Source organism: Pseudomonas sp. NKUCC02_KPG, from assembly GCF_019345465.1.
Lineage (GTDB): Bacteria > Pseudomonadota > Gammaproteobacteria > Pseudomonadales > Pseudomonadaceae > Aquipseudomonas.
The window spans coordinates 123,088-148,474 of record NZ_JAHKRC010000007.1 but is presented as its reverse complement, the minus strand read 5'-3'; the positions used below and the strand labels follow the sequence as shown (position 1 = coordinate 148,474).

Genomic DNA, 25,387 nt, shown 5'->3' with positions numbered 1-25,387 from the left:
ATTATTGTTGTAGTAGGGCGCTGACCGCGTGTTGTTCGCGTGGCAGGCCAACCGGTCTGTTGCCGGTAATGACTCGATGCTAGAGGGGAATCCTTTCAACCAGCTTTCGCTGGTAAAAGTTCTTACAGACGGAGGGGAATGGTTGCTGGGTAAAACAAACCCTGTAGCCGCTGACGAGGAACGAAGGCTGCGAGCTTTTGATTGCTAAAAGCTCGCAGCCTTCGTTCCTCGTCAGCGACTACGAGTCATACGGGCTTTAATCCATCTTCAGGACTTTAGCCAAGACGATTTTCGGGCCTTTCATCTTTTTGATGATGATGCGCAGGCCTTCGACTTCCAGCTGTTCTTCTTCTTCGGGCACCCGCTTGAGGGTGTCGTAGATCAGGCCTGCAATGGTCTCGGCTTCAATGTGGTCAAGGTCAACACCCAACAGGCGTTCGATCTTGAACAACGGCGTGTCGCCACGTACCAGCAGCTTGCCGGGCTGATAAGACAGGATGCCGCGCTCGGCCTTGCGGTGTTCGTCCTGGATATCGCCGACCAGTACTTCCAGCACGTCTTCCATGGTCAGGTAGCCCACCACCTTGCCGTCCGCTTCTTCAACCAGGGCAAAGTGAGCACCGCCCTTGCGGAACTGCTCCAGCAATTGCGACAGCGGCATGTGGCGCGACACGCGCTCCAGCGGCCGGGTCAGCTCTTCAAGGTTGAAGGTCTCGGGCAAGTGATCCAGATCAGCCAGTTCGAGCAGCAGGTCTTTGATGTGCAGCAGACCGACGAAGGTATTGGTGTCTGCGTCATAGACCGGGTAGCGGCTGAATTTGTGACGACGGAACAGCGCCAGGATTTCCTTGAGCGGGGCCTTGGAGTCCAGGGTCACGAGGTCTTCCCGGGAGTTGGCCCAGTCGACCACTTCCAGTTCACCCATTTCCACCGCCGAAGCCAGTACACGCATGCCCTGGTCACTCGGGTCCTGACCGCGGCTGGAGTGAAGGATCAGTTTGAGTTCTTCGCGGCTGTAGGCGTGATCGTGATGGGCACCGGGCTCACCTTGGCCAGCAATGCGCAAAATGGCGTTGGCGCTGGCGTTGAGCAGGTAGATCGCCGGGTACATGGCCCAGTAAAAGAGGTACAGCGGCACGGCGGTCCACAGCGACAGGGTCTCTGGCTTGCGAATGGCCCAGGATTTGGGGGCCAGTTCGCCGACCACGATGTGCAGGTACGAAATGATGAAGAAGGCGGTAAAGAACGATACGCCCTTGATCACTTCAGGCGATTCGACACCGACGGCGCCCAGCAGCGGCTCCAGTATGTGGGCGAACGCCGGCTCACCGACCCAGCCCAGACCCAGCGATGCCAGGGTGATACCCAGTTGGCAAGCCGAAAGGTAGGCGTCGAGCTGGTTATGAACGGTGCGCAGGATCTGTCCGCGCCAGCCGTTGTCCTCGGCAATCGCTTCGACCCGGGTCGAGCGCAATTTGACCATGGCGAATTCGGCCGCAACGAAAAAACCGTTGAGCAAAACCAGGATCAGAGCAAAAAGAATCATGCCGAAGTCGGCGAAGAGTGTCGCGAGGGTCAAGCCAGGGGAAGGGTCCATGATGGAGTTTTACGGGTTCCGTCGTTACAAATGGGGAGATATGGCCAAACAATGTAACGGCTGATGTGGCCCTTGCCTAGTGGGCAAAGGCCGCAGGGCCTAGTCGATCAGCGTACCGGGCGATGATTTTGTCACTTGGGTCGGCGCGAAATGGCAGGTGAAGGTGCTGCCGTGGCCCAACACACTGCTGATCTCCAGGCGCGCACGATGGCGCAACAAGACATGTTTGACGATGGCCAGTCCCAACCCGGTGCCGCCAGTGCTGGCGTTTCGGCTGGAGTCCACGCGGTAGAAGCGTTCGGTCAGGCGCGACAAGTGCTTGTTGTCGATGCCCACGCCCGAGTCCTGCACGCTCAGGTGCGCTCCGCTGCTGTCCGCCCACCAGCGAATGCGCACGCTGCCACCATCGGGGGTGTATTTGACCGCGTTAAAGACCAGATTGGAAAACGCGCTGCGCAATTCGGCTTCACTGCCTTTGAGGGCACAATCGGCTTCGACGTCCAGGGTAATCGTCTGGTTGCGCTGCCCGGACAACGCCTGGGCGTCGCTTTTGATCGAGCGCAGTAACAGGTCGACGGCCACCGGCTGGTTGTCCGAGGGGTAGTCCGTGGCTTCGAGCTTGGCCAGAAGCAGCAAGTCGTTGAGCAGGGTCTGCATGCGCTCGCCCTGTTGCTGCATTTGCGACAAGGGCCGTTTCCAGCGCGGGTTCACGTCTTCGACATTATCGAGCAGGGTTTCCAGATAGCCGCAGATCACCGTCAACGGCGTACGCAGTTCGTGGGACACGTTGGCGATAAAGTCTTTGCGCATTTGCTCCAGCTGATGAATCCGCGTCACGTCGCGCACCAGCATCAGGTGTTCGTTGTTGCCATAGCGCGTGATGTAGAGCTGGATGCGCAGGTGGTCGTTGACCGGTGAAGGGATATCCAGCGGTTCAACGTAATTGCCCAGCTCGAAATATTCCTTGAAGCGCGGGTGACGCACCAGATTGCTCACAGGCTGGCCGCTGTCCTGGGGCGTCTTGAGCCCCAGCAGGGTCTCTGCCGCGCGGTTCCACCATTCCAGATTGCCATCACTGTCGAGCATCACCACGGCGTCCTGTAGGGCGGCCGTAGACTCTTGTACCCGATCGATCACCGCTTGCAGACGCCCGCGCACACGCTGATCGCGGCGTTGCAGATGGTAGATGCTGTCGAACACTTCGCCCCACAGGCCGTAGCCATCGGGGGGGGCTTCGTCGGGTTTGTGCTGGCGCAGCCATTCGTGCAAACGCAACAACTGCTTGAGTGTCCAGCCCAGATAGAACGCCAGGCCAATGGCCAGGCTCCAGCCGTAATAGCCACTGAGCAGCCCGACCACCAGGCAGCCGGCGACCAGAAGCAACAAATGACGAATCAGAGTGCCATGCCAGTTTTGATTCACGTCGCGCGGGTCCTTGCTTGCCGTTGGATCAGATAAAGCCGGGATCAGGCCTTGGTCGAAAACCGGTAACCGGTGCCACGCACGGTTTGTACCAGATTTTCATAAGCCTCACCGAGGGCTTTGCGCAGGCGGCGGATGTGCACGTCCACGGTGCGCTCCTCCACGTACACGTTGCCGCCCCAGACCTGGTCGAGCAATTGGCCGCGGGTGTAAGCACGTTCCTGGTGGGTCATGAAGAACTGCAGCAGGCGGTATTCGGTAGGGCCCATTTCGGCGGGGGTGCCGTCGATGGTCACGCGGTGGCTGATGGGGTCGAGCAGCAAGCCGCCGATCTCGATAGGGGATTCGGCATCGGCAGGGCCTGCACGGCGCAGCACGGCCTTGAGGCGGGCAACCAGTTCACGGGGGGAAAATGGCTTGGTGATGTAGTCATCAGCGCCCACTTCGAGCCCCTGGATCTTGTTGTCTTCTTCGCCCTTGGCCGTGAGCATGATGATCGGAATATCGCTGGTCAGCTCTTCACGCTTGAGACGTCGGGCCAGTTCGATCCCCGAAGTGCCACCAGGCAGCATCCAGTCGAGCAGGATAAGGTCCGGCTTGCGGTCCACGATGATGGCGTGGGCGTCCTGAGCATTATCGGCTTCAAGGCAGTCGTAGCCCGCCATTTCCAAGGCCACGGCGATCATCTCGCGAATCGGCGCCTCGTCATCAACGATCAAAATGCTCCTGCCAACCATGCCGTAATCCTCGTGTCATTTAACTGTCTTGTGGCGCATTAGATAACGGAATTATTGCAGTCGTGTGACAGCTTTGGGGTTGGAACGCGCGCTAGCGGTTAGTGAACTACGCTTTGAGTGCAAATCGTACAACCACAAAGAGGACGATTCCGATGACTTCTAGCTCGTTTTCCCTAAAGACATTGCTGTTAGCTGCAGCCTTTACCTTGCCAAGTCTGGCATTTGCGGCTGATCCGGCGATGACCAAGGATGGCATGCTTGTCGACCACAACGGTATGACGCTCTACACCTTCGCCAAGGATGCGGGCGGTAAATCCATGTGCAATGACAAGTGCGCAGCTAACTGGCCACCTCTGATGGTCAGTGGCGACCACAAAGACATGGGCAAATGGACCATGATCAAGCGTGATGACGGCACCATGCAGTGGGCCTATGACGGCAAGCCGCTGTATACCTTTGTCATGGACAAAAAGGCTGGCGACGCCACCGGTGACGGCAAAATGGACGGAGCCTGGATGGTGGCCAAGCCTTAGAAGGATCAAAAGCCCTCACCCTGGCCCATAAAAAAACCTCGCCACCCTGTCACAGGAGGCGAGGTTTTTTTATGACGCAGGCTTAAACCGCGTTTGTCGACTGTGCACGACGCACATCAGGTTGCTTCCAGGACTCTGCCGCCGATTCGTCGATGGCTTGCTGAATGGCCTTTTTGCGGTGCTCTTCAGCACGACGGCTGAAGAACCACACCATGAAGGTCACCAGCGATACCGCCAGCAGGATCAGGCTGGCCACGGCGTTGATCTCGGGTTTGACCCCCAGGCGCACCGCCGAGAACACTTCCATCGGCAAGGTTGTGGAACCCGGCCCCGACACGAAGCTGGCCAGTACCAGGTCGTCCAGCGACAGGGCAAAGGACATCATGGCGCCTGCGGCCAGCGATGGCGCGATCATCGGGATGGTGATCAGAAAGAACACCTTCCACGGCTTGGCACCCAGGTCCATCGCCGCTTCCTCGATCGACAGGTCCAGCTCACGCAGACGCGACGACACCACCACGGCCACATAGGCCGAACAGAACGTGGTGTGGGCGATCCAGATAGTGACCAGGCCACGCTCTTGCGGCCAGCCGATCATCTGCGCCATGGCCACGAACAGCAGCAACAGCGACAGACCGGTGATCACTTCAGGCATCACCAGCGGCGCCGTCACCAGGCCGCCAAACAACGTACGGCCCTTGAAGCGACTGATACGGGTCAGCACGAATGCTGCCAACGTCCCCAGCGCCACCGCTGCTATCGCCGTGTACAGCGCGATCTCCAGCGAGCGCATCACCGAGCCCATCAGTTGCGTGTTGTCCAGCAGGCCCACATACCACTTCAGCGACCAGCCGCCCCACACCGTGACCAGCTTGGAGGCGTTGAACGAGTAGATCACCAGGATCAGCATCGGCAGGTAGATGAACAGCAACCCCGCGACCAACATGAAGCTAGAAAAACGGATGCGATTCATATCTTGCCCTCCAGCTCTTTAGCCTGGCTGCGGTTGAACAGAATGATGGGCACGATCAGGATCGCCAGCATGACCACGGCAAGCGCAGACGCCACCGGCCAGTCACGGTTGTTGAAGAACTCTTGCCACAACACTTTACCGATCATCAGGGTTTCCGGGCCGCCGAGCAGTTCCGGAATCACGAACTCGCCCACCACCGGGATAAACACCAGCATGCAGCCGGCGATGATGCCGTTTTTCGATAACGGGACCGTGATTTTCCAGAAGCTGTTGAACGTGCTCGAACCCAGGTCAGACGCGGCTTCCAGCAGGCTGGTGTCGTGCTTCACAAGGTTGGCGTACAGCGGCAGGATCATGAACGGCAGGTACGAATAGACGATGCCGATGTACACCGCGATGTTGGTGTTGAGGATCTGCAGCGGTTCGCTGATCCAGCCCATCGACATCAGGAAACCATTGAGCAGGCCGTTGTTGCTGAGGATGCCCATCCAGGCATACACCCGGATCAGGATCGCGGTCCAGGTCGGCATCATGATCAGCAGCACCAGCACGGTCTGCATCTCTTTGCGCGCATTGGCGATGGCATAGGCCATTGGATAACCGATCAGCAGGCACAACGCCGTGCTGAAAAAGGCCATCTTCAGCGAGCCCAGGTAGGCGGCGATGTACAGCTCGTCGTCGCCCAGCATGGCGTAGTTGCCCAGGTTCAGCAGCAGCTGGATTTTCTGGTCAACGTAGCTGTAGATCTCGGTATACGGCGGAATCGCGACATCAGCTTCGGCAAAACTGATCTTCAAGACGATGAAGAACGGCAGCATGAAAAACAGAAACAGCCACAGGAATGGAATCCCGATGACCACATGACGGCCACCGGGGGTTATTCGTTGCAGTCGGCGTTTGAGCTTCCGCATGTTCATGAGCGCAGTACCACGCCGCTGTCGTCTTCCCACCACACGTAGACTTCGTCGTCCCAGGTAGGGCGCGCGCCACGGCGTTCGGCGTTGGCCACAAAGGACTGCACCAGCTTGCCGCTCGGCAATTCGACGTAAAACACCGAGTGACCACCCAGGTAGGCGATGTCATGCACCTTGCCCCGCGACCAGTTGTACTCACAGGCCGGTTTTTCGGTGGTGACGAGCATTTTTTCCGGGCGGATGGCGTAGGTGGTGTGTTTGTCTTCCACCGAAGTGCTGACGCCGTGACCGACGTAAATGTCGTTCTCCAGCTCCGGGCACTTGATGCGCGCATAGCCTTCAGCGTCGTCAACCACTTCACCGTCAAACAGGTTGACGTTACCGATGAACTCGCACACCAGACGGCTGACCGGTGTCTCGTAAATGTCGATCGGGCTGCCGATCTGGGCGATCCAGCCCAGGTGCATGATCGCGATTCGCTGGGCCATGGTCATGGCCTCTTCCTGATCGTGGGTCACCATGACGCAGGTCACGCCGACGCGCTCGATGATTTCCACCAGTTCAAGCTGCATCTGCGAACGCAGTTTTTTGTCCAGTGCGCCCATCGGCTCATCGAGCAGCAGCAGTTTCGGACGCTTGGCCAGCGAACGGGCCAGAGCCACACGCTGACGCTGACCACCGGACAACTGATGGGGCTTGCGTTTGGCGTACTGGCTCATGTGGACCAGCTTGAGCATTTCGCCCACGCGGGCATCGATCTCGGCATTGGACATTTTGTCCTGCTTGAGGCCGAAGGCGATGTTCTGGGCCACAGTCATATGCGGGAACAGGGCATAGGACTGGAACATCATGTTGATCGGCCGCTCGTAAGGCGGCATGTCAGTGATGTCTACACCGTCGAGGAAAATACGGCCCTCTGTTGGGCGCTCGAAACCGGCGAGCATGCGCAGCAAAGTCGATTTGCCCGATCCCGATCCGCCGAGCAGGGCGAAGATTTCGCCCTTGTTGATTTCCAGGGACACATCGTCCACGGCAATCGTCTCGTCGAATTTTTTCGTGACCCGGTCGATTTTGACCAACACCTTTTTAGGTGTCTGGTCGCCCTCGAGGGCTTTCTTATAGGCGCCGGAGGCAACAGCCATTACGAAACTCCCAACAAATTTAGCAGCCCGACCTAGATGGTCGGGCCTTGGATAGGTGGTCTTGCGAGATTACTTGCCCGTCTTGACCTTGGTCCACGTACGCGTCATCAGACGCTGTATTTTCGCGGGCAGCTCGATTGATACGTAAGTCTTGTCCAGCACCGCCTGGGTCGGGTAAACCGCTTCATCGGTACGAATGGACTCATCCATCACTTTGTCGGCCGCAGGGTTTGGGTTGGCGTAACCGACATAGTCGCTGACCTGAGCAATCACTTCAGGCTTGAGCAAGTAGTTGATGAACGTGTGGGCCTCCTTGACGTTGCCGGAGTCCTTGGGAATGGCCAGCATGTCAAACCACAGGGCGCCGCCTTCCTTGGGCACGATATAGGCGATGTTCACGCCTTTTTTGGCATCCTCGGCGCGGGCCTTGGCCTGGAATACATCACCGGAAAAACCGATCGCAACACAGATGTTGCCGTTGGCCAGGTCGGAAATGTATTTGGAAGAGTGGAAGTAGGTGACGTATGGACGCACCGACATCAGTGTTTCTTCAGCTTTCTTGTAGTCCTTGGGGTTGGTGCTGTTGGCATCCAGGCCCAGGTAGTTGAGTACGGTAGGCAGCATTTCATCCGCCGAATCCAGGAAGGCCACGCCGCACTTGGAGAGCTTTTCCATGTTCTCGGGTTTAAACACCACATCCCAGGAGTCGATGCTGTCGACGCCCAGTACTTCTTTTACTTTGTCGACGTTGTAACCAATGCCATTGGTGCCCCACAGATACGGCACGGCATAGTGGTTACCCGGATCATTGGCCTGTAGACGCTTGAGCAAGGCCGGGTCGAGATTGGAATAGTTCGGCAGTTGCGACAGGTCGAGCTTCTGGAACGCACCCGCCTTGATCTGCTTGCCCAGGAAGTGGTTAGACGGAACGACCACGTCATAACCGGTACGCCCGGCCAGCAGTTTGCCTTCCAGGGTTTCGTTGGAATCGAAGACGTCATACACGGGCTTGATGCCGGTAGCGGCCTCAAAATCAGCCAGCGTGTTCGGCGCGATGTAATCCGACCAGTTGTAAATATGCACCGTAGGTGCCGCTTGCACGCTGACGGCGAGCGTCAAACCGGCCCCGACCAACAAGGTCTTGCGAAACAAAGATATAGACACGTGATGGTCCTCTAAATAGGTGGGCCTGAGTTGCCCGCGTCACACGGCAGTCGAACCGCCAAAGACAAAACCGGCGCGCAACTTACCCTCGATAAACCGACACAGCAAAGTTTTCCGCGATTAATTACCGTAAAGCCCTGATTTGTATCCGTTTATCCAAGATTCTGTAGCCGCTGCTTCAGGCTGCGAGGGGATCGCGGGGCCTTTGGGACAACGGGTTGCTACGCAACCCTTCGCAGCCTTCGGCAGCGACTACACAGCGCTTGGTTATTTACCGGACTTGATCTTGGTCCAGCTGCGCGTCAGCAAACGCAACGTTGTAGGTGGCAGATCGCTGATGGCGTACAGCTTGGCTTTCACTTCATCGGACGGATAAATGCTCGGGTCGCCAGAGATGTCTTTATTTACCAGTGGCGTTGCAGCCTTGTTACCGTTCGGGAAGCGCACGCTGTTGGTGATCTCGGCCATGACTTCTGGCTGCATCAGGAAGTTCATCCAGGCGTAAGCGGCGTCAACGTTTTCGGCATCCTTGGGAATGGCGACCATGTCGTAGAAGCTGCCAGCACCTTCTTTAGGAATCACGTACTTGAGCTTGACCTTGTCACCGGCTTCTTTGGCGCGGGAGATGGACTGCTCCAGGTCACCCGAGTAACCCACTGCGACGCAGATGTTTCCGTTTGCAAGGTCGGAGATGTACTTGGAGGAGTGGAAGTAGCCAACCGAAGGACGAATTTTCAAGAACAGCGCTTCGGCTTCAGCCAGTTGCTTCTTGTCTTGGGAGTCGGTCGGGTAGCCCAGGTAGTGCAGGGCGGCCGGGATCATTTCGGTCGGCGAATCGAGGAAGCTTATGCCGCAGCTCTTGAGCTTGGCAGCGTTCTCTGGCTTGAACAGCACGTCCCAGGAATCGATGGTGTCGACGCCCAGGGCAGCCTTGACCTTCTCAGGGTTGTAGCCAATACCGATGGTGCCCCACATGTAGGGGAACGCATGTTTGTTGTCTTTGTCGCTGGCATCGCCAACGGCCTTGAGCAACGCAGGATCGAGGTTTTTCCAGTCAGGGAGCTTGGAACGGTCCAGCTCCTGGTAAACCCCGGCCTTGATCTGCTTGGCCAGGAAATTGTTGGACGGCACGACGATGTCGTAGCCGGACTTGCCCGCCAGCAGCTTGGCCTCAAGGGTCTCGTTGCTGTCGAACACGTCGTAGACCACCTTGATACCGGTTTGGTCTTCGAATTTTTTAACGGTGTCGGGTGCGATGTAATCGGACCAGTTGTAAATGTGCAGAACCTTGTCCGCAGCTTGAGCTGCCCCAGCCATCACGCCCATCAAGGAGAGAGCGAGAAGTGTCTTGCCAGCTTTTTTAAATCCGGATGCCGTCATCTGTAATGCTCCAATTGTTCTTTTAAACCACCGATTCAGCGACCTGATCTCAAGGTGACTAAAGCCGGAGGCTAGTCTGGCAAGATCTGGGGCAGGCTTTCAAGGAAAGAGCCTTGATTCTTAAGGCTCTGAGCGCAATTGCCTACTTTAAAACCGAAGTTGTCTTGCGCCCAAAGCCTAGCAGTTAACCTTGCAATGTTTCCAAGGTCAGATCCAGGCACTTACGCGCCTTGGTCACCAGCTCGTCGATCTCGTCTTTGCTGATCACCAGAGGCGGCGAGATGATCATGGTGTCACCTACGGCACGCATGATCAGACCGTTAGCGAAGCAGAATTGGCGGCAGATCATGCCAACACCACGGCCTTCGTAACGTTTGCGGGTGGCTTTGTCCTGCACCAGTTCAATGGCACCCAACAGGCCTACACCACGCACTTCGCCCACCAACGGGTGATCGTTCAGTTCACGTAAACGCTTTTGCAAATACGGTGCCGTTTCAGCGTGGACCTTCTCGATAATTTTTTCTTCGCGCAGGATGCGGATGTTTTCCAGTGCCACTGCCGCTGCCACCGGATGTCCCGAGTAGGTGAAGCCGTGGTTGAAATCGCCACCTTCGTTGAGCACGGCAACCACCTCGTCGCGCACGATCAGGCCGCCCATCGGGATGTAGCCCGAGGTCAAGCCCTTGGCGATGGTCATCATGTCCGGCTTGAGGTCGTAAAAATCACTGCCGAACCACTCGCCGGTGCGACCAAAACCACAAATCACTTCATCGGCAACAAAGAGAATGTCGTACTTGGCCAGGATTTCCTTGATGCGTGGCCAGTAAGTGGCGGGCGGCACAATCACGCCGCCTGCGCCCTGGATCGGCTCGGCAATGAAGGCACCGACATTATCGACGCCCAGTTCGAGGATTTTTTCTTCAAGCTGATTGGCAGCCCAGATGCCGAACTCTTCCGGGGACATGTCGCCACCTTCACCGAACCAGTACGGCTGCGGGATGTGGGTAATGCCCGGGATCGGCAAGTCACCCTGTTCGTGCATGTAGGTCATGCCGCCCAGGCTGGCGCCGGCCACGGTGGAACCGTGGTAGCCGTTTTTGCGGCTGATGATGGTTTTCTTGTTGGGCTGGCCCTTGATCGCCCAGTAGTGGCGAACCATACGCAACATGGTGTCGTTGCCTTCAGAGCCTGAGCCGGTGAAGAACACGTGATTCATGCCTTCAGGCGCGATCTCGGCGATGGCTTTGGACAGCTCGAGCACCGGCGGGTGCGCGGTCATGAAAAACAGGTTGTAGTACGGCAGCTCGCGCATTTGCTTGCTGGCAGCTTCGGCCAGCTCGTCACGGCCATAACCGATGGCAACACACCACAGGCCGGCCATGCCGTCGAGAATCTTGTGGCCTTCGCTGTCCCACAGATACACGCCCTTGGCGTGCGTGATGATACGTGGGCCCACTTCCTTCAACTGTTTGAAGTCGCTGAATGGTGCCAGGTGGTGGTCGTTACTCAGTTGTTGCCATTGAAGGGTTTGCGGGTTCTTGTTAGTCATACAGCTCTCCTTTTATTCAGTAGAGGAGGGGCGCGCCTCCAAGGCGCAGCCCCTCGGCGTGTCAGACGGCGAACAGCAGGAATTCCCGCTCCCACGAACTGATGACGCGCTTGAAGTTTTCATGCTCGGCACGTTTGACGGCCACGTAGCCTGCAATGAACTTGGTGCCCAGGTACTTCTCGACAGTCTTGCTGCTTTCCATGCGGGCCAATGCCTCTTCGAGGGTCAGAGGCAGACGCAAATTACGACGCTCATAACCACGCCCGACCACTGGCGCACTCGGATTGATGCCCTCGACCATACCGATGTAGCCACACAGCAAGCTGGCCGCAATGGCCAGGTACGGGTTGGCGTCGGCGCCCGGCAAACGGTTTTCAACCCGGCGGTTTTGCGGGCCTGCATCCGGCACACGCAAGCCCACGGTGCGGTTCTCTTCGCCCCATTCCACGTTTACCGGTGCCGAGGTGTCCGGCAGGAAGCGGCGGAAGGAGTTCACGTTCGGCGCGAACAGGGGCAGCAGTTCTGGAATGAACTTCTGCAACCCGCCGATGTGATTGAGGAACAACTGGCTCATGGTCCCGTCTTCATTGGAGAAGATGTTCTTGCCCGTGTTGATGTCGATAATGCTCTGGTGCAAATGCATGGCACTGCCAGGCTCACCGGTCATGGGTTTGGCCATGAACGTGGCGGCTACGTCGTGCTTGAGTGCGGCTTCGCGCATCGTGCGCTTGAACACCAGAATCTGGTCGGCCAGCGACAGTGCGTCGCCATGACGGAAGTTGATTTCCATCTGCGCCGTGCCGTCTTCATGGATCAGCGTGTCCAGATCCAGCTCTTGCAGCTCGCACCAGTCGTAAACGTCTTCGAACAGCGGATCGAATTCGTTGGCCGCTTCAATGGAGAAGGACTGACGACCGGTTTCAGGGCGACCGGAGCGACCGACCGGCGGCTGCAACGGGTAATCCGGGTCGTCGCTGCGCTTGGTCAGGTAAAACTCCATTTCTGGCGCCACAATCGGCTGCCAGCCGTGGTCGGCATAGAGTTTGAGCACTTTTTTAAGCACGTTGCGCGGCGACAACTCAATCGGGTTGCCCTGCTTGTCGTAGGTGTCGTGAATCACCTGAGCGGTCGGCTCAATCGCCCACGGCACCACAAAGACTGCGTTCTGGTCAGGGCGGCAGATCATGTCGATATCGGCCGGATCCAGAAGTTCGTAATAGATGTCGTCTTCGACATAGTCGCCCGTTACGGTTTGCAGCAGGACGCTTTCGGGCAGGCGCATGCCTTTTTCAGCAATGAACTTGTTGGTCGGCGAAATCTTCCCGCGAGTAATCCCGGTGAGGTCGGCGATCATGCATTCGACTTCTGTGATCTTGTGGTCTTTCAACCAATCGGTGAGCTGGTCGAGGTTGTTACTCATAAATGCCTCTGGGCTGAGTGTCCTGACTTGAATAAGTCAGGCGTTTACTGACGCATCCGCGTCGCGTTGTGTTGCGCGCCTTCTGCAGGCATCTCCAAATGCCTGGAAGAGGGCGAGATAAATCGAGTTAGAGCTTACCTGCCATTCGGGGTGCCACTGAACCGCTAAAGCAAAAGCCTTGCCGCCCTCCACCGACACCGCCTCAACCAGACCGTCCGGGGCAATCGCTTCAACCCGCAGGCCCGGCGCTACCCGCTCGATGCCCTGGGTATGAATCGAATTGACCTCGAACTCCGCAGGCAAGCCCAGGCCTGCCAGGACGCCGCCGGGTTGAACGTGCATGGCGTGGCTCGGCGCGTATTGCACTTCAACCGGGGCGCTGGGATCTTCGCGATGCTCAATAAAGCCTTCGACTTCGTGCAATTTCTGGTGAAGTGAGCCACCCAGAGCTACATTCAATTCCTGAAAGCCGCGGCAAATACCGAGCACCGGAACACCAGCCGCCAACGCAGCACGAATCAAGGGGAGGGTAGTCAGATCACGTTCAGGATCATGCAACGTGCCTGGCACACTGGCGGTACCGCCATAGAGATGGGGTTCAATATTGGAGGGCGATCCGGTAAAGAGAATGCCGTCCAGACCGTCAAGAATATCGGTCGGATCAATCAGTTGCGCCAATGACGGAATGATCAGAGGCAAGCCTTTGGCAGCCACTGCAACTGCTCGCACGTACTTATCGCCAGTGATGTGATAAGGATGCAAACCGATCTGCTTGGTGCAGGCGGTAACGCCGATTAACGGCAGGCGTGACATGTAACACCCCGGTATTATTGCTGTTATGGGTTTGAATCGAGCTTAGCCTTGTTCATTTTTTTACACAACACCCCCGTAAAAAATACAACACGGTCCGCTCAAGCCCGCGGTCGGCAAGAATTGAAACAGGCCAAACACGCCCCAAAAAGCGTCAAAAATGGCCTTTCGGCGCTTTTTAAGGGCATAAAAGAGGCTGCTTGACTTCGGTATGCCGTTCGGGTTGACTGAAACCCGTAGCGCTCAATGATTGATATTTTTAACAACAAAGGTGTTGCATCATGTCGGTACCCCCGCGTGCCGTTCAGCTTAACGAAGCGAACGCGTTCCTTAAGGATCATCCTGAGGTTCTGTACGTAGACCTTCTCATTGCGGATATGAATGGTGTGGTGCGCGGTAAGCGCATCGAACGCACCAGCCTGCACAAGGTTTACGAGAAAGGCATCAACCTGCCGGCCTCTCTATTTGCCCTTGATATCAATGGCTCAACGGTGGAAAGCACCGGCCTGGGTCTGGATATCGGTGACGCAGACAGAATCTGTTATCCCATCCCCGACACCCTGTGCAACGAGCCTTGGCAAAAGCGCCCAACCGCGCAACTGCTGATGACCATGCACGAGCTTGAAGGCGAACCTTTCTTCGCCGACCCACGGGAAGTGCTCCGTCAAGTTGTTACCAAATTTGACGAAATGGGCCTGACCATCTGCGCGGCTTTCGAGCTGGAGTTCTACCTGATTGACCAGGAGAACGTTAACGGTCGCCCACAGCCTCCACGTTCGCCGATCTCCGGCAAACGTCCGCACTCCACTCAGGTTTACCTGATCGACGACCTCGATGAATACGTCGACTGCCTCCAGGACATTCTGGAAGGTGCCAAAGAGCAAGGCATCCCGGCTGACGCCATCGTTAAAGAAAGTGCCCCGGCGCAATTCGAAGTGAACCTGCACCACGTTGCCGACCCGATCAAGGCCTGCGACTACGCGGTACTGCTCAAGCGTCTGATCAAAAACATCGCCTACGACCATGAGATGGACACCACCTTCATGGCCAAGCCTTACCCGGGCCAGGCAGGCAACGGACTACACGTTCACATATCGATTCTGGACAAAGAGGGCAAAAATATTTTTGCCAGCGAGGATCCCGAGCAGAACGCCGCATTGCGTCACGCGATCGGCGGTGTGCTGGAGACCCTGCCAGCGCAGATGGCCTTCCTTTGCCCGAACGTCAACTCCTACCGTCGTTTCGGCGCACAGTTCTACGTGCCGAACTCGCCGTGCTGGGGCCTGGACAACCGTACCGTGGCCATTCGCGTACCCACCGGCTCGTCCGACTCGGTACGTATCGAACACCGGGTTGCCGGTGCCGATGCCAACCCGTACCTGTTGATGGCCTCTGTGCTGGCCGGTGTTCACCACGGTCTGACCAACAAGATCGAACCGGGTGCGCCAGTCGAAGGCAACAGCTACGAGCAGAACGAGCAAAGCCTGCCAAACAACCTGCGCGATGCGTTGCGCGAGCTGGATGACAGCGAAGTCATGGCCAAATACATCGATCCGAAATACATCGATATTTTTGTCGCCTGTAAAGAGAGCGAGCTGGAAGAGTTTGAACACTCCATCTCCGACCTCGAATACAACTGGTACTTGCATACCGTGTAAGCGATTGCGATCCACAAAGAACGCCACAGGCCTCACGGCCTGCGGCGTTTTTTTATGGGCATCGACCACCCATCGAATCGTATTTTCCTACCCGCTCCTCCAGAAACCCCCTACATAAACACCGCACAGATTGTTTCAAAATGTTTTCCCGGCTGTCCTTACCAGCCACCGTCCACGAAGACACACTCATGAAACTCCATTACCTGGGCATCGCCCTGTTTGCCATCGGCCTTGGCCCCGTAACCGCTGCCCCGACCAGCCACACGCACTGGAATTACCTGTCGCCCACAGGGCCTGACGAGTGGGGCGACCTGCACGAAGAGCACGCCCTGTGCAGCGTTGGCACCCAGCAATCTCCGATCAATATCAAGGCCAACACCCCCGCAGTTCTGCCTGCCCTGGCCATTCACTACCCGGCTGGCCCGGCCGTGGTGAAACATAATGGTCATAGCCTGGAAGTCACCACTGAATCAAAAGGCGATGTGACCTTGGCGTCAGGAACCCATGACTTCGTGCAAATGCACTTCCATACCCCCGCTGAAATGCAAATCGATGGCCGAAAGTACCCATTTAGCGCTCATTTGGTACACCGTGATGCCGTTGGCAACCTGGCAGTCATTGCCCTGTTGTTTGACGTCGGAGCAAAGAACAAAGCCTTGGACTCCCTGTTTTCAAGCCTGCCGCGTCATGACGGTGACTCAGTGACCTTGAACAACCTGGATCTGCAGAGCCTGTTTCCTGAAAAGCTGGATTACTTCACGTTCATGGGATCGCTGACGACTCCGCCCTGTACCGAAGGCGTTCGCTGGCAGGTGTTGAAGGTGCCGGGCACGGTATCCCAACAACAACTCAATGCCTTCAAGCAGTTGTTCCCGATGAATGCGCGCCCAATCCAGCCGACTAACGATCGCATGGTGAAGTTCGCGGGCTAACGCTGCGGGTTTACAGACAACCTCGGACCCGGCTCGTACAATGCCGACTGCCCCGCAGGAGACACCCATGACGCGCCTTGCCACCCCTCGAAAGTCACGCGCCCGCAGCCAGGTCCGGATCGATTTGATACTCAATGCTGCCCGCACATTGCTGGCAGAAGAAGGGGTGTCCAGCCTGTCGATTTACAGCGTGGCCGAACGCGCGCAAATCCCGCCGTCATCGGTCTATCACTTCTTTGCGGGAGTGCCCGCGCTCCTCGAAGCGCTGACCGGTGACGTGCATGGCGCATTCCGCGCCTGCCTGCAGGTGCCGATCGAACATGACGGCTTAAAGGGTTGGGGAGATTTGTCGCGCATTATTGAGCAGCGCATGCTGACGATCTACAGCGAAGATGCTGCCGCCCGGCAACTGATCCTGGCCCAGCATGGCCTCACCGAAGTCACCCGGGCCGACCGCCAGCACGACCTTGAACTGGGCCAACTGATGCATGGTTTGTTTATGCGTCATTTTGAGCTGCCAGTACTGCCACAGGACGTGGACGTATTTGCCTTGGCGATGGAACTGGGCGACCGCGTGTATGCGCGCTCCATCCAGTTGCACGACTGCATCACCCCGCGCATGGCCGAAGAAGGGATGCGCGTGGTGGATGCTTATCTGGGACTGTACTTGCCGACTTTTTTGCCCAAGCGCGAGATCCCCGCAGGGAACCTGTAGCCGCTGTCGAGGCACGAGGCTGCGATCGATTGCGAAGCGATCGCAAAACCTGAGCCCCGGAACCAACTGATACGCCTCATCACCTGAATTTACGACGACCTTGTCGCCGATCGCAGCCTCGTGCCTCGACAGCGACTACACATCATGCGTGTGTTCATCAGAACGGCGCATCACCCAAAATGGTCGCACGATGCATCACGCGGCGGTTAGGACGGTAGTCATCCACGGCGTAATGCTGGGTCACGCGGTTGTCCCAAAATGCCACGTCATTTTCCTGCCAGCGCCAGCGAATGGTGTATTCCGGACGGGTGGCATGGGCGAACAGCAGCTTCAGGATCGCTTCGCTTTCGGCTTCAGACAGCTCATTGATCCGCGTGGTAAAGCCTTCGTTGACGAACAGCGATTTGCGCCCGCTCACCGGGTGCGTACGGATCACCGGGTGCGACAACGGCGGATTGTTCTTGCGGGTTTGCTCCCAGCGCGCCAGGTCTTCAGGGGTCGATCCAAAACGCTCCAGCGGGAACGACTTGGTGAAGTCATGGGTGGCCGTCAACCCCTCCAGCAGCACTTGCAGCGGCCCGGACAACCCTTCAAAAGCCGCGATCCCGGCCGCCCACAATGTATCGCCACCAAACGCCGGCAGTTGCTTGGCACTCAACACCGCGCCCATGGCCGGCGTCGGCAAAAAAGTCACGTCGGTGTGCCACACCGCATTGTCGCGCACGTCGGTCACGGCCGTGTCCAGCACCAGCACTTCAGGCTGCTCCGGCACGTTGGGATAAATCGGATGAATATGCAGATCGCCAAAGTTGGCGGCAAAACGTGCCTGCTGCTGGGGTGTAATCGACTGATTCCTGAAGAACACCACATGATGCGCCAACAACGCTTGCTCGATGGCATCACGGTACTCAAGACTCAGGGGCTGAGTCAGGTCAACGCCGTCAATCTGGGCGCCAAGGGCAGAGCTAATCGGGGTAATGGTCAGGCTCATGATCTGTCTCTTTATCAGCGCGCCGATTAATCAGCGTCGAGTTCTGTTAATTAGTGAGCCTGGCCGTGCCACGGCACCAGCTTGCGTTGCAGGGCCCGCAGGCCCATTTCCATGGCAAAGGCGATGATGGCGATCACCAGAATCCCCAGCACCACCACATCGGTGACCAGAAATTGCGCAGCGGACTGCACCATGAAGCCCAGGCCACTGGTGGCGGCGATCAGCTCGGCGGCCACCAGGGTCGACCAGCCCACGCCCAGACCAATGCGTACTCCGGTCAAAATATCCGGCAAGGCACTCGGCAAAATCACATGGCGAATCAGCTGCCAGCGCGTGGCGCCCAACGACTGCGCCGCGCGCACTTTGGCCGGGTCGACCGTCCGCACGCCCGTGGCGGTAGCAATGGCGATAGGGGCAAAGATCGCCAGGTAAATCAGCAACACTTTCGACAACTCGCCAATCCCGCACCAGATCACGATCAGCGGCAAGTAGGCCAAAGGCGGTATCGGGCGGTAGAACTCGATCAGCGGGTCGAAAATGCCACGTGCAATCCGGTTGTGACCAATGGCGATACCCACCGGCACTGCCGTCAGAATCGCAAAGCCCAGCCCCAGCCCGATACGGCTCAAACTCGCGCCCAAGTGTTGCCACAGGGTGGAGTCCATATAGCCAGCAGTCGCGAGCAACCAGCCTTTTTGCAGCACGGCAGAGGGCGGTGGCAAAAACAGCGGCTCGATCCATCCGCCCGCAGTGACAGCCCACCAGACGGCGATCAGAGTGACGAGGGTCAGGACGCTGATCCAGCGCGTGCTCAGGCTGCGTTTAACCGGGCGCGGTGCGTGGGGCACGGCAACGGGGGCGCCAGTAACGGCTTCATAACTGCTCATGCGCGCTCCTGCCGCTGGGCGGCACCGCGTTGTGAAAACACGCGCTCAAGCACATGTTCACGGGTTTCGATAAAACGAGGGTCGGACTTGATCGAGCGGGCAGACTCGCCCGCGTTGTAGCGCTGGCCAAAATCCAGGGTCAACCGTTCAACAATGCGACCCGGGTTGGGCGCCAGCAAAATCAGATCCGTGGCCAGAAACACCGCTTCTTCAATGTCGTGGGTAATCAGGAAAACGGGCTTGTCGGTGCGACGACACACTTGCAGCAGCAGCTCCTGCATTTGCTCACGGGTAAAGGCATCGAGGGCGCCGAACGGTTCGTCCATCAGCAACACACGGGGGTCGGCAGCCAGCGCTCGGGCCAGGCCCACACGCTGTTTTTGCCCGCCCGACAGCTCCCACACCCGGCGCTTCTCAAAACCGGACAAATCCACCAGCGCAAGCATTTCACGGGCGCGGGCTTCGCGTTTGCTGCGCGGGACACCGGCCAGTTCAAGGCCAAAGGCCACGTTCGCCAGCACGTCTTGCCACGGCAGCAACACATCATCCTGAAACACGACGCCGCGCTCTGCGCTGGGGCCATGTACCGGCACGCCATCCAGGGTGATTCGACCACTGCTGGGCTCGACAAAGCCTGCAATCAAATTCAGCAACGAGGTTTTACCGCTGCCCGAAGGGCCGAGGGCGACCAGCAGTTGCTGAGGGCCGAGGCTGACGGAGATGTCCGACAGCACCGGCTCAGCGGCGCCAGGATACTGTGCGCTGATGCGCTCCAGCGATAACAAGGCCATGACCGTCGACTCCTCAGCTGCGTTGATTATTGAGTAACAAAAGTGGCGTTGACCGACGGCGCGTAGTCCGGCAGTACGGCGTCGACTTTTTTCTGCTCTTTCAAGAAGGCAGCGGTGTCGGCCAGGGCTTTGGTGGTCGGTGCGCCCAGCAAGACAACCTGGTCAGCCGCCAGCGGGTACACGTTGCCTTGCAGCAACAGAGGGATATCCGTTGCCTTGGCGCCCGACAGTTTCACCACCTTGTCGATGTTGCTCTGATTGACCAGCCAGGCTTTTGGATCCTTGTGGTAGTCGGCATAGGCATCCAGCGTCACCTTGGCGAACTGCTTGACCACTTCCGGGTGCTTGGCGGCGTAGTCCTTGCGCACGATCCAGGCATCAAAGGTCGGTGCGCCCAGCTTGCCCAGCTCACCCGAAGTAATCAGCACCTTGCCGTTTTCCTTGGCCGTACCCAGTGCCGGATCCCACACGTAGGTGGCATCGATATCGCCACGCTTCCAGGCCGCCACGATGGCCGGTGGCGCCAGGTTCAGAATCTGTACTTTCGAAGGGTCGATGTTCCAGTGCTTCAAAGCGGCCAGCAGGCTGTAATGACCGGTGGACACAAAGGGCACGGCCACTTTTTTGCCGACCAGATCCTGCGGACCGTTGATGCCGGAACCGTCGCGAGCGACCAGGGCTTCAGAGCCGCCCAGCTGGGTAGCGATCAGAAAGGTTTCAACCGGAACGTTGCGAGTCACTGCTGCCGTCAGCGGGCTTGAGCCCAGGTAAGCAATCTGCACATCTCCCGAGGCGATGGCGGCAATGATGTCGGCACCGTTATCGAACTTGCGCCAGTTGATCTTGGCCCCCGTGGCTTTCTCGTAGGCGCCATCGGCCTGGGCAACTTTTGCCGGGTCCACGGTGGTCTGGTAAGCCACGGTGACATCCGTGCTGGCGGCCTGCGCAAAGAAGCTGGCACCCGCCAGAGACAAAGCAGCCAGAAGGCGTAAGGGAGAATGCAATTTCATCAGGAAGCTCCTCGGCAGGCGGCCGGATATCGGCAGAATGCGAGGTTAAATGATCTAAGAAACTCTAAATAAATAACTTTTAAGCATTAGCTTATGTAGTTCCGCGACATCCGCAGGCAGGCTCGTGCCACAGATGCCAAGGCATTTTCCCTGTCTGTGATCGAAGCCAGGGTTTAAGAACCAAACGCTATTAAAAGATTCATGAAATTATGTTTAGGAATTAGACGAAAGACCGATAGCATTCCTTTTCGTGCGCGTAGGAAATATCCTGCTTTATGCCTATTCGATCTTAAAAGATCATAAATAATTCTTTTTAGGTTTATTAAATAGCCATTAATCTGCGCACAAACGACGGGAGACTAGACAAAGGTCGTAGACATGATTGGTTACGATTGACTTGCCAGTCACCGTCTGGCGCTAATCGCGCATCTGCAGCACCCAGACCTCAGATCCGGGGCTAATGAAATACAAAAATTAGAAACGCAAAGGAGCAACACAATGAACAAGTCCACCTTGGCCATCGCTGTGGCCGTAGGGTTGTTGGCACAACAAGCAAGCGCTGCAGGCTTCATTGAAGACAGCAAAGCCACGCTGAAACTGCGTAACTTCTACATCAACAACGACAACCGTGATTCGGGTGCGCCGAAAAACTCCAACTACACCGCTGAATGGGGCCAAGGCTTCCAGCTGGACTACACCTCGGGTTTCACCCAGGGCACAGTCGGCTTTGGTGTGGACGCCATTGGCCTGCTGGGCGTCAAACTTGACTCCAGCGCAGCCAAACACGGCAACCCGACGGGTCTGAATGCTGGCGGCTCGGTATTCCCAAGCGACGGCAACCACGCTGTAGACGATTTCTCCAGCCTGGGCCTGACCGCTAAAGCCAAGATTTCCCAGACCGAACTGCGCATCGGTACCCTGCAGCCAAAACTGCCGGTTATCGTCAGCAACGACGGTCGTTTGCTGCCGCAAACCTTCCAGGGTGGCCAGATCACCTCCAGCGAGTTCAAGGACCTGACCTTCACCGGCGGCCAGATCGAACACGCCAAGGGTCGTAACTCCAGCAACAACGAAGGCCTGTCGCTTGGCGGCGCCAACGGTAGCTCGAACTACAGCGCGGGCAAGTTCGTTAACAAGTTCTACTACGGCGGCGTTGACTACAAACTCAACAAAGACCTGTTGCTGCAGTACTACTACGGCAACCTGGAAGACTTCTACAAGCAACACTTTCTGGGTCTGACCCACAACTGGTCCATTGGCCCGGGCGTGTTGAAATCTGACCTGCGTTACTTCAACAGCTCCGACGACGGCAAGAACGGTAACGAGCCGGCCTACTACACCACAGGCGATTACCACACCCAGGCCAACGGCAAGGGCAAGGTCGACAACAACCTGATCAGCGGCCTGTTCCTGTACACCGTTGAAGGTCACACCTTCGGTGGCGGTTATCAGGTCAGCAACGGCAGCAGCGACTTCCCGTTCCTGAACCAGGGCGACGGTGCATCGGCTTACATCCCTACCGACATGCAGATCTCGAAATTTGCCCGTGCTGGCGAACGCACCTGGCAGGCACGCTACTCGTATGACTTCGCTAAAGTGGGCGTTCCTGGCCTGACGGCGGGCGCGGTTTACCTGCGTGGCGATAACATCGACACCTACAACGCCAACCGTGTGCAGACCAGCAATGGCGCTTCCGAGTGGGAACGCGATATCACCGTGGCTTACGTTATCCAGGAAGGCACGCTGAAAAACCTGGGCTTCATGTGGAAAAACGCCATGTGGCGCAACGACATCGCTGGCCAGCGTGATCAAGACGAAAACCGTCTGATCGTCAGCTACTCGATCCCGTTGCTGTAAGCCTGGTGTAGATCAAAGGTTAGAAAAATCCTGCCCGGCGCAATGCCGGGCAGGGTGTTTACCGAAGACCTGAACGGTCAATTCGCAACACATTCAAATGTCGCAGCTCCCTGCCGCTCCCCTTGCCCAACTGAGTCCAGACTGGACCTGGTGCATTGTTGCGTCCAATGAAACAGTTTTTAATATTCCATTCAGACCTAACCAAATCGATATTTATTCTTTTTAATTAACTCGTGACGCAGGCAGAGTAAAGCCATCACGCCCTGCCATTCCCTATAAAAAGGAACTGCACCATGAGCCTCAGACTCGGCGACATCGCCCCCGATTTCGAACAGGATTCCAGCGCTGGCAAGATTCACTTCCATGAATGGCTGGGCGACAGCTGGGGCGTGTTGTTCTCGCACCCGGCGGACTTCACCCCGGTGTGCACCACCGAACTGGGCTTTACCGCCAAGCTCAAGGATGAGTTTGCCAAGCGTGGCGTCAAAGCCATCGCGCTGTCGGTAGACCCGGTGGATTCGCACCACAAGTGGATCGAAGACATCAACGAGACCCAGAACACCGTGGTCAACTTCCCGATCCTGGCCGATGCCGATCGCAAGGTGTCCGACCTCTACGACCTGATCCACCCCAATGCCAGCGACACCCTGACTGTGCGCTCGCTGTTCGTGATTGACCCGAACAAAAAAATCCGCCTGACCATCACCTATCCGGCCAGCACCGGGCGCAACTTCAACGAAATTCTGCGGGTGATTGATTCCCTGCAACTGACGGACAGCCACAAAGTCGCGACACCGGCCAACTGGCAGGACGGCGACGAGGTGGTCATCGTGCCATCGCTCAAGGACGAAGACGAAATCAAGAAACGCTTCCCCAAGGGCTACCGCGCCGTGAAGCCCTACCTGCGCCTCACGCCGCAGCCAAATAAGTAATCCATACACCCGCAGGCTGCGAAGGACTGAGGCGACTCGGATAAACGGGTTGCTGCGCAATCCTTCGCAGCCTACGGCAGCGACTACTCAGTTTGCCAGTGTCTTCCACAGGGTTTTTGGCCGTTTCGACGGCCTTTTTTTTGCGTTTCATTTAACAAAATCGCATATGCATTTTAAGAATAAACAAATGAATAAATATGATTTATAGATATATAAATCACCTGTTAAGGTCTGTTCACTCAAGCGAAAACGCTAACAGCGAATTGCACATATTCATTCAAGGAAACGTCTAGATGCTGGTCGTGACACTCGGAGGAAGCCCAAGCCAACGATCCCGTTCGGGAGTGTTGCTGGAGCACGCCAAACGCTGGCTCAACCAGCAAGGCGTCGAAGTGGTGAGTTATCAGGTACGTGATTTCCCGGCCGAAGACTTGCTGCACGCACGCTTCGACAGCCCAAAAATTATCGACCTGCTACAACAGATTGAAAACGCCGACGGCCTGGTGATTGCGACGCCGGTTTACAAGGCCTCGTTCAGCGGCGCACTCAAAACCGTACTCGACTTGCTGCCCGAGCGCGCCCTGAGCCACAAAGTGGTGTTGCCCATCGCCACCGGTGGCAGCATCGCCCATATGCTGGCCGTGGACTACGCACTCAAGCCCGTACTGTCGGCGCTCAAGGCTCAGGAAATGCTGCACGGCATTTTTGCCGAAGACAGCCAGATCGCTTACGGCGAAGGCAGCGCACAAGCGCAACTGGTGCCCGTGCTGGAACAGCGCATGAACGAATCCCTTGAACAGTTCTACAGCGCCCTGGCGCGACGCCCCAAACCACTGGATCCCGGCATCCTCAACGAGCGCCTGGTCACGGCTCGCTGGAGCATTTAAAGCAAGATCCCCACAGACAGCAACACGCTTCACCACCTTACTGATCCGCTAACGGCTCGGCAGGTGCTACCCGAATCTCGAACCTCAAAAGGAGAGCGCCATGCGCCCTGTCATTTTGCGTCGCGGTCTGGTCGCACTGTTAGCTGCGGCTGTGTCCTTCGGCGCTGTTACCCAGGCTCAAGCCGATACCCTGCGCATCGGTTATCAAAAATACGGCACGCTGATGCTGCTCAAGGCCAAAGGCACGCTGGAAAAGCGTCTGGCCGAGCAGGGCGTTGACGTGCAATGGACCGAATTCCCCGGCGGCCCGCAACTGCTTGAGGGCCTGAACGTGGGCTCCATCGACTTCGGCGTGACCGGCGAAACCCCGCCCGTGTTCGCCCAGGCCGCCGGCGCCGACCTGCTCTACGTGGCCTACGAGCCACCAGCCCCTACCAGCGAAGCGATTCTGGTGCCCAAGGACTCACCGATCACCTCGGTCAAAGACCTCAAAGGCAAAAAGGTCGTGCTCAACAAAGGCTCCAACGTTCACTACCTGCTGGTGCGGGCCCTTGAAGACGCTGGCCTGAAATACACCGATATCCAGACCGTGTTCCTGCCACCCGCCGATGCCCGCGCCGCTTTCGAGCGCGGCAGTGTCGATGCCTGGGTGATCTGGGACCCGTACCAGGCCGCCGCCGAACAACAGCTGCAAGCGCGCACCCTGCGTGACGCCAGCGGTATCGCCGACAACCATCAGTTCTATCTGGCCACCAAGCCTTATGCCGAACAGCATCCCAAGGTGATCGAAACCCTGGTCGATGAAGTGCGCAACATTGGCGAATGGGCCAAAGCCCACCCTGACGACGTGACCCAACAAGTCGCGCCCCTGTTGGGCCTGTCTCCTGAAATCACCCTGACAGCGGTCAAACGCCAAGGCTATGGGGCACAGTTTCTGACCCCTGAAGTGGTCAACGCGCAGCAAAAAATCGCTGACACCTTTTACCAACTCAAGTTGATCCCCAAGCCGCTGGTTGTGAAAGACGTGATCTGGACGCCCCCGGCCAATCTGGCCAAAGCCAACTAACGCTTGCTGCCCCCATTTAG

Annotated in this window: 23 protein-coding genes; 8 read left to right on the top strand and 15 right to left on the bottom strand. The window is 57.4% G+C overall.

Features of this window, described 5'->3' with window-relative positions:
• Positions 1-256: 256 nt before the first annotated feature.
• The 3 genes from KO536_RS11715 to phoB form a co-directional block, all read right to left on the bottom strand.
• Positions 257-1,597, bottom strand: coding sequence for a hemolysin family protein (locus KO536_RS11715; RefSeq protein ID WP_219261989.1), 1,341 nt, complete (start codon positions 1,595-1,597; stop codon positions 257-259).
• A gap of 99 nt (positions 1,598-1,696) precedes the next feature.
• Positions 1,697-3,019, bottom strand: a complete 1,323-nt coding sequence (gene phoR, locus KO536_RS11710) for a phosphate regulon sensor histidine kinase PhoR (protein WP_133074983.1) — start codon at positions 3,017-3,019, stop codon at positions 1,697-1,699.
• Positions 3,020-3,063: 44 nt separating this feature from the next.
• Positions 3,064-3,756: a phosphate regulon transcriptional regulator PhoB gene (gene phoB / locus KO536_RS11705; protein WP_016782809.1), complete on the bottom strand. Its 693-nt coding sequence runs from the start codon at positions 3,754-3,756 to the stop codon at positions 3,064-3,066.
• Positions 3,757-3,908: 152 nt separating this feature from the next.
• Here phoB and KO536_RS11700 point away from each other — a divergent pair, with 152 nt between their 5' ends.
• A complete protein-coding gene (locus KO536_RS11700; protein WP_133074982.1) occupies positions 3,909-4,289 on the top strand; it encodes a hypothetical protein in 381 nt (126 codons plus the stop codon).
• Between the two features lie 82 nt (positions 4,290-4,371).
• Here KO536_RS11700 and KO536_RS11695 read toward each other — a convergent pair whose 3' ends face one another.
• The 8 genes from KO536_RS11695 to KO536_RS11660 all read right to left on the bottom strand — a co-directional run bounded on the left by KO536_RS11695 (position 4,372) and on the right by KO536_RS11660 (position 13,644).
• Positions 4,372-5,262: an ABC transporter permease subunit gene (locus KO536_RS11695; RefSeq protein WP_133074981.1), complete on the bottom strand. Its 891-nt coding sequence runs from the start codon at positions 5,260-5,262 to the stop codon at positions 4,372-4,374.
• The gene (locus KO536_RS11690) at positions 5,259-6,179 is read right to left on the bottom strand and encodes an ABC transporter permease subunit (protein WP_133074980.1); all 921 of its coding nucleotides are present in this window, start codon (positions 6,177-6,179) and stop codon (positions 5,259-5,261) included. The genes KO536_RS11695 and KO536_RS11690 overlap by 4 nt, the downstream gene beginning before the upstream one ends.
• Positions 6,176-7,318 (bottom strand): polyamine ABC transporter ATP-binding protein, encoded by a 1,143-nt coding sequence (gene potA / locus KO536_RS11685; RefSeq protein WP_046808802.1) that lies wholly within the window; start codon positions 7,316-7,318, stop codon positions 6,176-6,178. The genes KO536_RS11690 and potA overlap by 4 nt, the downstream gene beginning before the upstream one ends.
• 69 nt (positions 7,319-7,387) lie before the next feature.
• The gene (locus KO536_RS11680; RefSeq protein WP_219261988.1) at positions 7,388-8,482 is read right to left on the bottom strand and encodes a polyamine ABC transporter substrate-binding protein; all 1,095 of its coding nucleotides are present in this window, start codon (positions 8,480-8,482) and stop codon (positions 7,388-7,390) included.
• Between the two features lie 267 nt (positions 8,483-8,749).
• The gene (locus KO536_RS11675) at positions 8,750-9,862 is read right to left on the bottom strand and encodes a polyamine ABC transporter substrate-binding protein (protein WP_133074978.1); all 1,113 of its coding nucleotides are present in this window, start codon (positions 9,860-9,862) and stop codon (positions 8,750-8,752) included.
• A gap of 184 nt (positions 9,863-10,046) precedes the next feature.
• On the bottom strand, positions 10,047-11,411 hold the full coding sequence (locus tag KO536_RS11670) for an aspartate aminotransferase family protein (RefSeq protein WP_133074977.1): 1,365 nt from the start codon (positions 11,409-11,411) through the stop codon (positions 10,047-10,049).
• A 61-nt stretch (positions 11,412-11,472) separates the two neighbouring features.
• Positions 11,473-12,831: a glutamine synthetase family protein gene (locus KO536_RS11665; protein WP_133074976.1), complete on the bottom strand. Its 1,359-nt coding sequence runs from the start codon at positions 12,829-12,831 to the stop codon at positions 11,473-11,475.
• A 36-nt stretch (positions 12,832-12,867) separates the two neighbouring features.
• Positions 12,868-13,644 (bottom strand): gamma-glutamyl-gamma-aminobutyrate hydrolase family protein, encoded by a 777-nt coding sequence (locus tag KO536_RS11660; protein WP_219261987.1) that lies wholly within the window; start codon positions 13,642-13,644, stop codon positions 12,868-12,870.
• Between the two features lie 278 nt (positions 13,645-13,922).
• On the opposite strand from KO536_RS11660, the gene KO536_RS11655 reads away from it, so the two are divergent.
• The 3 genes from KO536_RS11655 (at position 13,923) to KO536_RS11645 (ending at position 16,946) form a co-directional block, all read left to right on the top strand.
• Positions 13,923-15,299 carry a glutamine synthetase family protein gene (locus KO536_RS11655; RefSeq protein ID WP_019828592.1) on the top strand — a complete coding sequence of 459 codons (1,377 nt, stop codon included), beginning with the start codon at positions 13,923-13,925 and terminating at the stop codon, positions 15,297-15,299.
• A gap of 188 nt (positions 15,300-15,487) precedes the next feature.
• Complete coding sequence (locus KO536_RS11650) at positions 15,488-16,231, top strand: carbonic anhydrase (RefSeq protein WP_219261986.1); 744 nt, start codon at positions 15,488-15,490, stop codon at positions 16,229-16,231.
• A gap of 67 nt (positions 16,232-16,298) precedes the next feature.
• Positions 16,299-16,946, top strand: coding sequence for a TetR/AcrR family transcriptional regulator (locus tag KO536_RS11645; RefSeq protein ID WP_133074973.1), 648 nt, complete (start codon positions 16,299-16,301; stop codon positions 16,944-16,946).
• Between the two features lie 157 nt (positions 16,947-17,103).
• On the opposite strand, the gene tauD is transcribed toward KO536_RS11645, so the two are convergent.
• The 4 genes from tauD to tauA are packed head-to-tail and all read right to left on the bottom strand — an operon-like array spanning position 17,104 to position 20,625.
• Positions 17,104-17,937, bottom strand: a complete 834-nt coding sequence (gene tauD / locus KO536_RS11640; protein ID WP_133074972.1) for a taurine dioxygenase — start codon at positions 17,935-17,937, stop codon at positions 17,104-17,106.
• Positions 17,938-17,987: 50 nt separating this feature from the next.
• A complete protein-coding gene (gene tauC, locus KO536_RS11635) occupies positions 17,988-18,824 on the bottom strand; it encodes a taurine ABC transporter permease TauC (RefSeq protein WP_019828595.1) in 837 nt (278 codons plus the stop codon).
• Entirely contained in the window at positions 18,821-19,615 is a 795-nt protein-coding gene (gene tauB, locus KO536_RS11630) for a taurine ABC transporter ATP-binding subunit (protein WP_133074971.1), read from the bottom strand. Before tauB ends, tauC begins: the two co-directional genes overlap by 4 nt.
• A gap of 26 nt (positions 19,616-19,641) precedes the next feature.
• Positions 19,642-20,625: a taurine ABC transporter substrate-binding protein gene (tauA, locus tag KO536_RS11625; RefSeq protein WP_219261985.1), complete on the bottom strand. Its 984-nt coding sequence runs from the start codon at positions 20,623-20,625 to the stop codon at positions 19,642-19,644.
• A 498-nt stretch (positions 20,626-21,123) separates the two neighbouring features.
• Here tauA and KO536_RS11620 point away from each other — a divergent pair, with 498 nt between their 5' ends.
• The 4 genes from KO536_RS11620 to KO536_RS11605 all read left to right on the top strand — a co-directional run bounded on the left by KO536_RS11620 (position 21,124) and on the right by KO536_RS11605 (position 25,367).
• Complete coding sequence (locus tag KO536_RS11620; RefSeq protein ID WP_133074970.1) at positions 21,124-22,482, top strand: OprD family porin; 1,359 nt, start codon at positions 21,124-21,126, stop codon at positions 22,480-22,482.
• A 293-nt stretch (positions 22,483-22,775) separates the two neighbouring features.
• On the top strand, positions 22,776-23,414 hold the full coding sequence (locus KO536_RS11615) for a peroxiredoxin (protein WP_095027738.1): 639 nt from the start codon (positions 22,776-22,778) through the stop codon (positions 23,412-23,414).
• A gap of 293 nt (positions 23,415-23,707) precedes the next feature.
• Complete coding sequence (gene ssuE, locus KO536_RS11610; RefSeq protein WP_133074969.1) at positions 23,708-24,301, top strand: NADPH-dependent FMN reductase; 594 nt, start codon at positions 23,708-23,710, stop codon at positions 24,299-24,301.
• 100 nt (positions 24,302-24,401) lie between these two features.
• Entirely contained in the window at positions 24,402-25,367 is a 966-nt protein-coding gene (locus KO536_RS11605) for a sulfonate ABC transporter substrate-binding protein (RefSeq protein WP_219261984.1), read from the top strand.
• Positions 25,368-25,387: the final 20 nt, after the last annotated feature.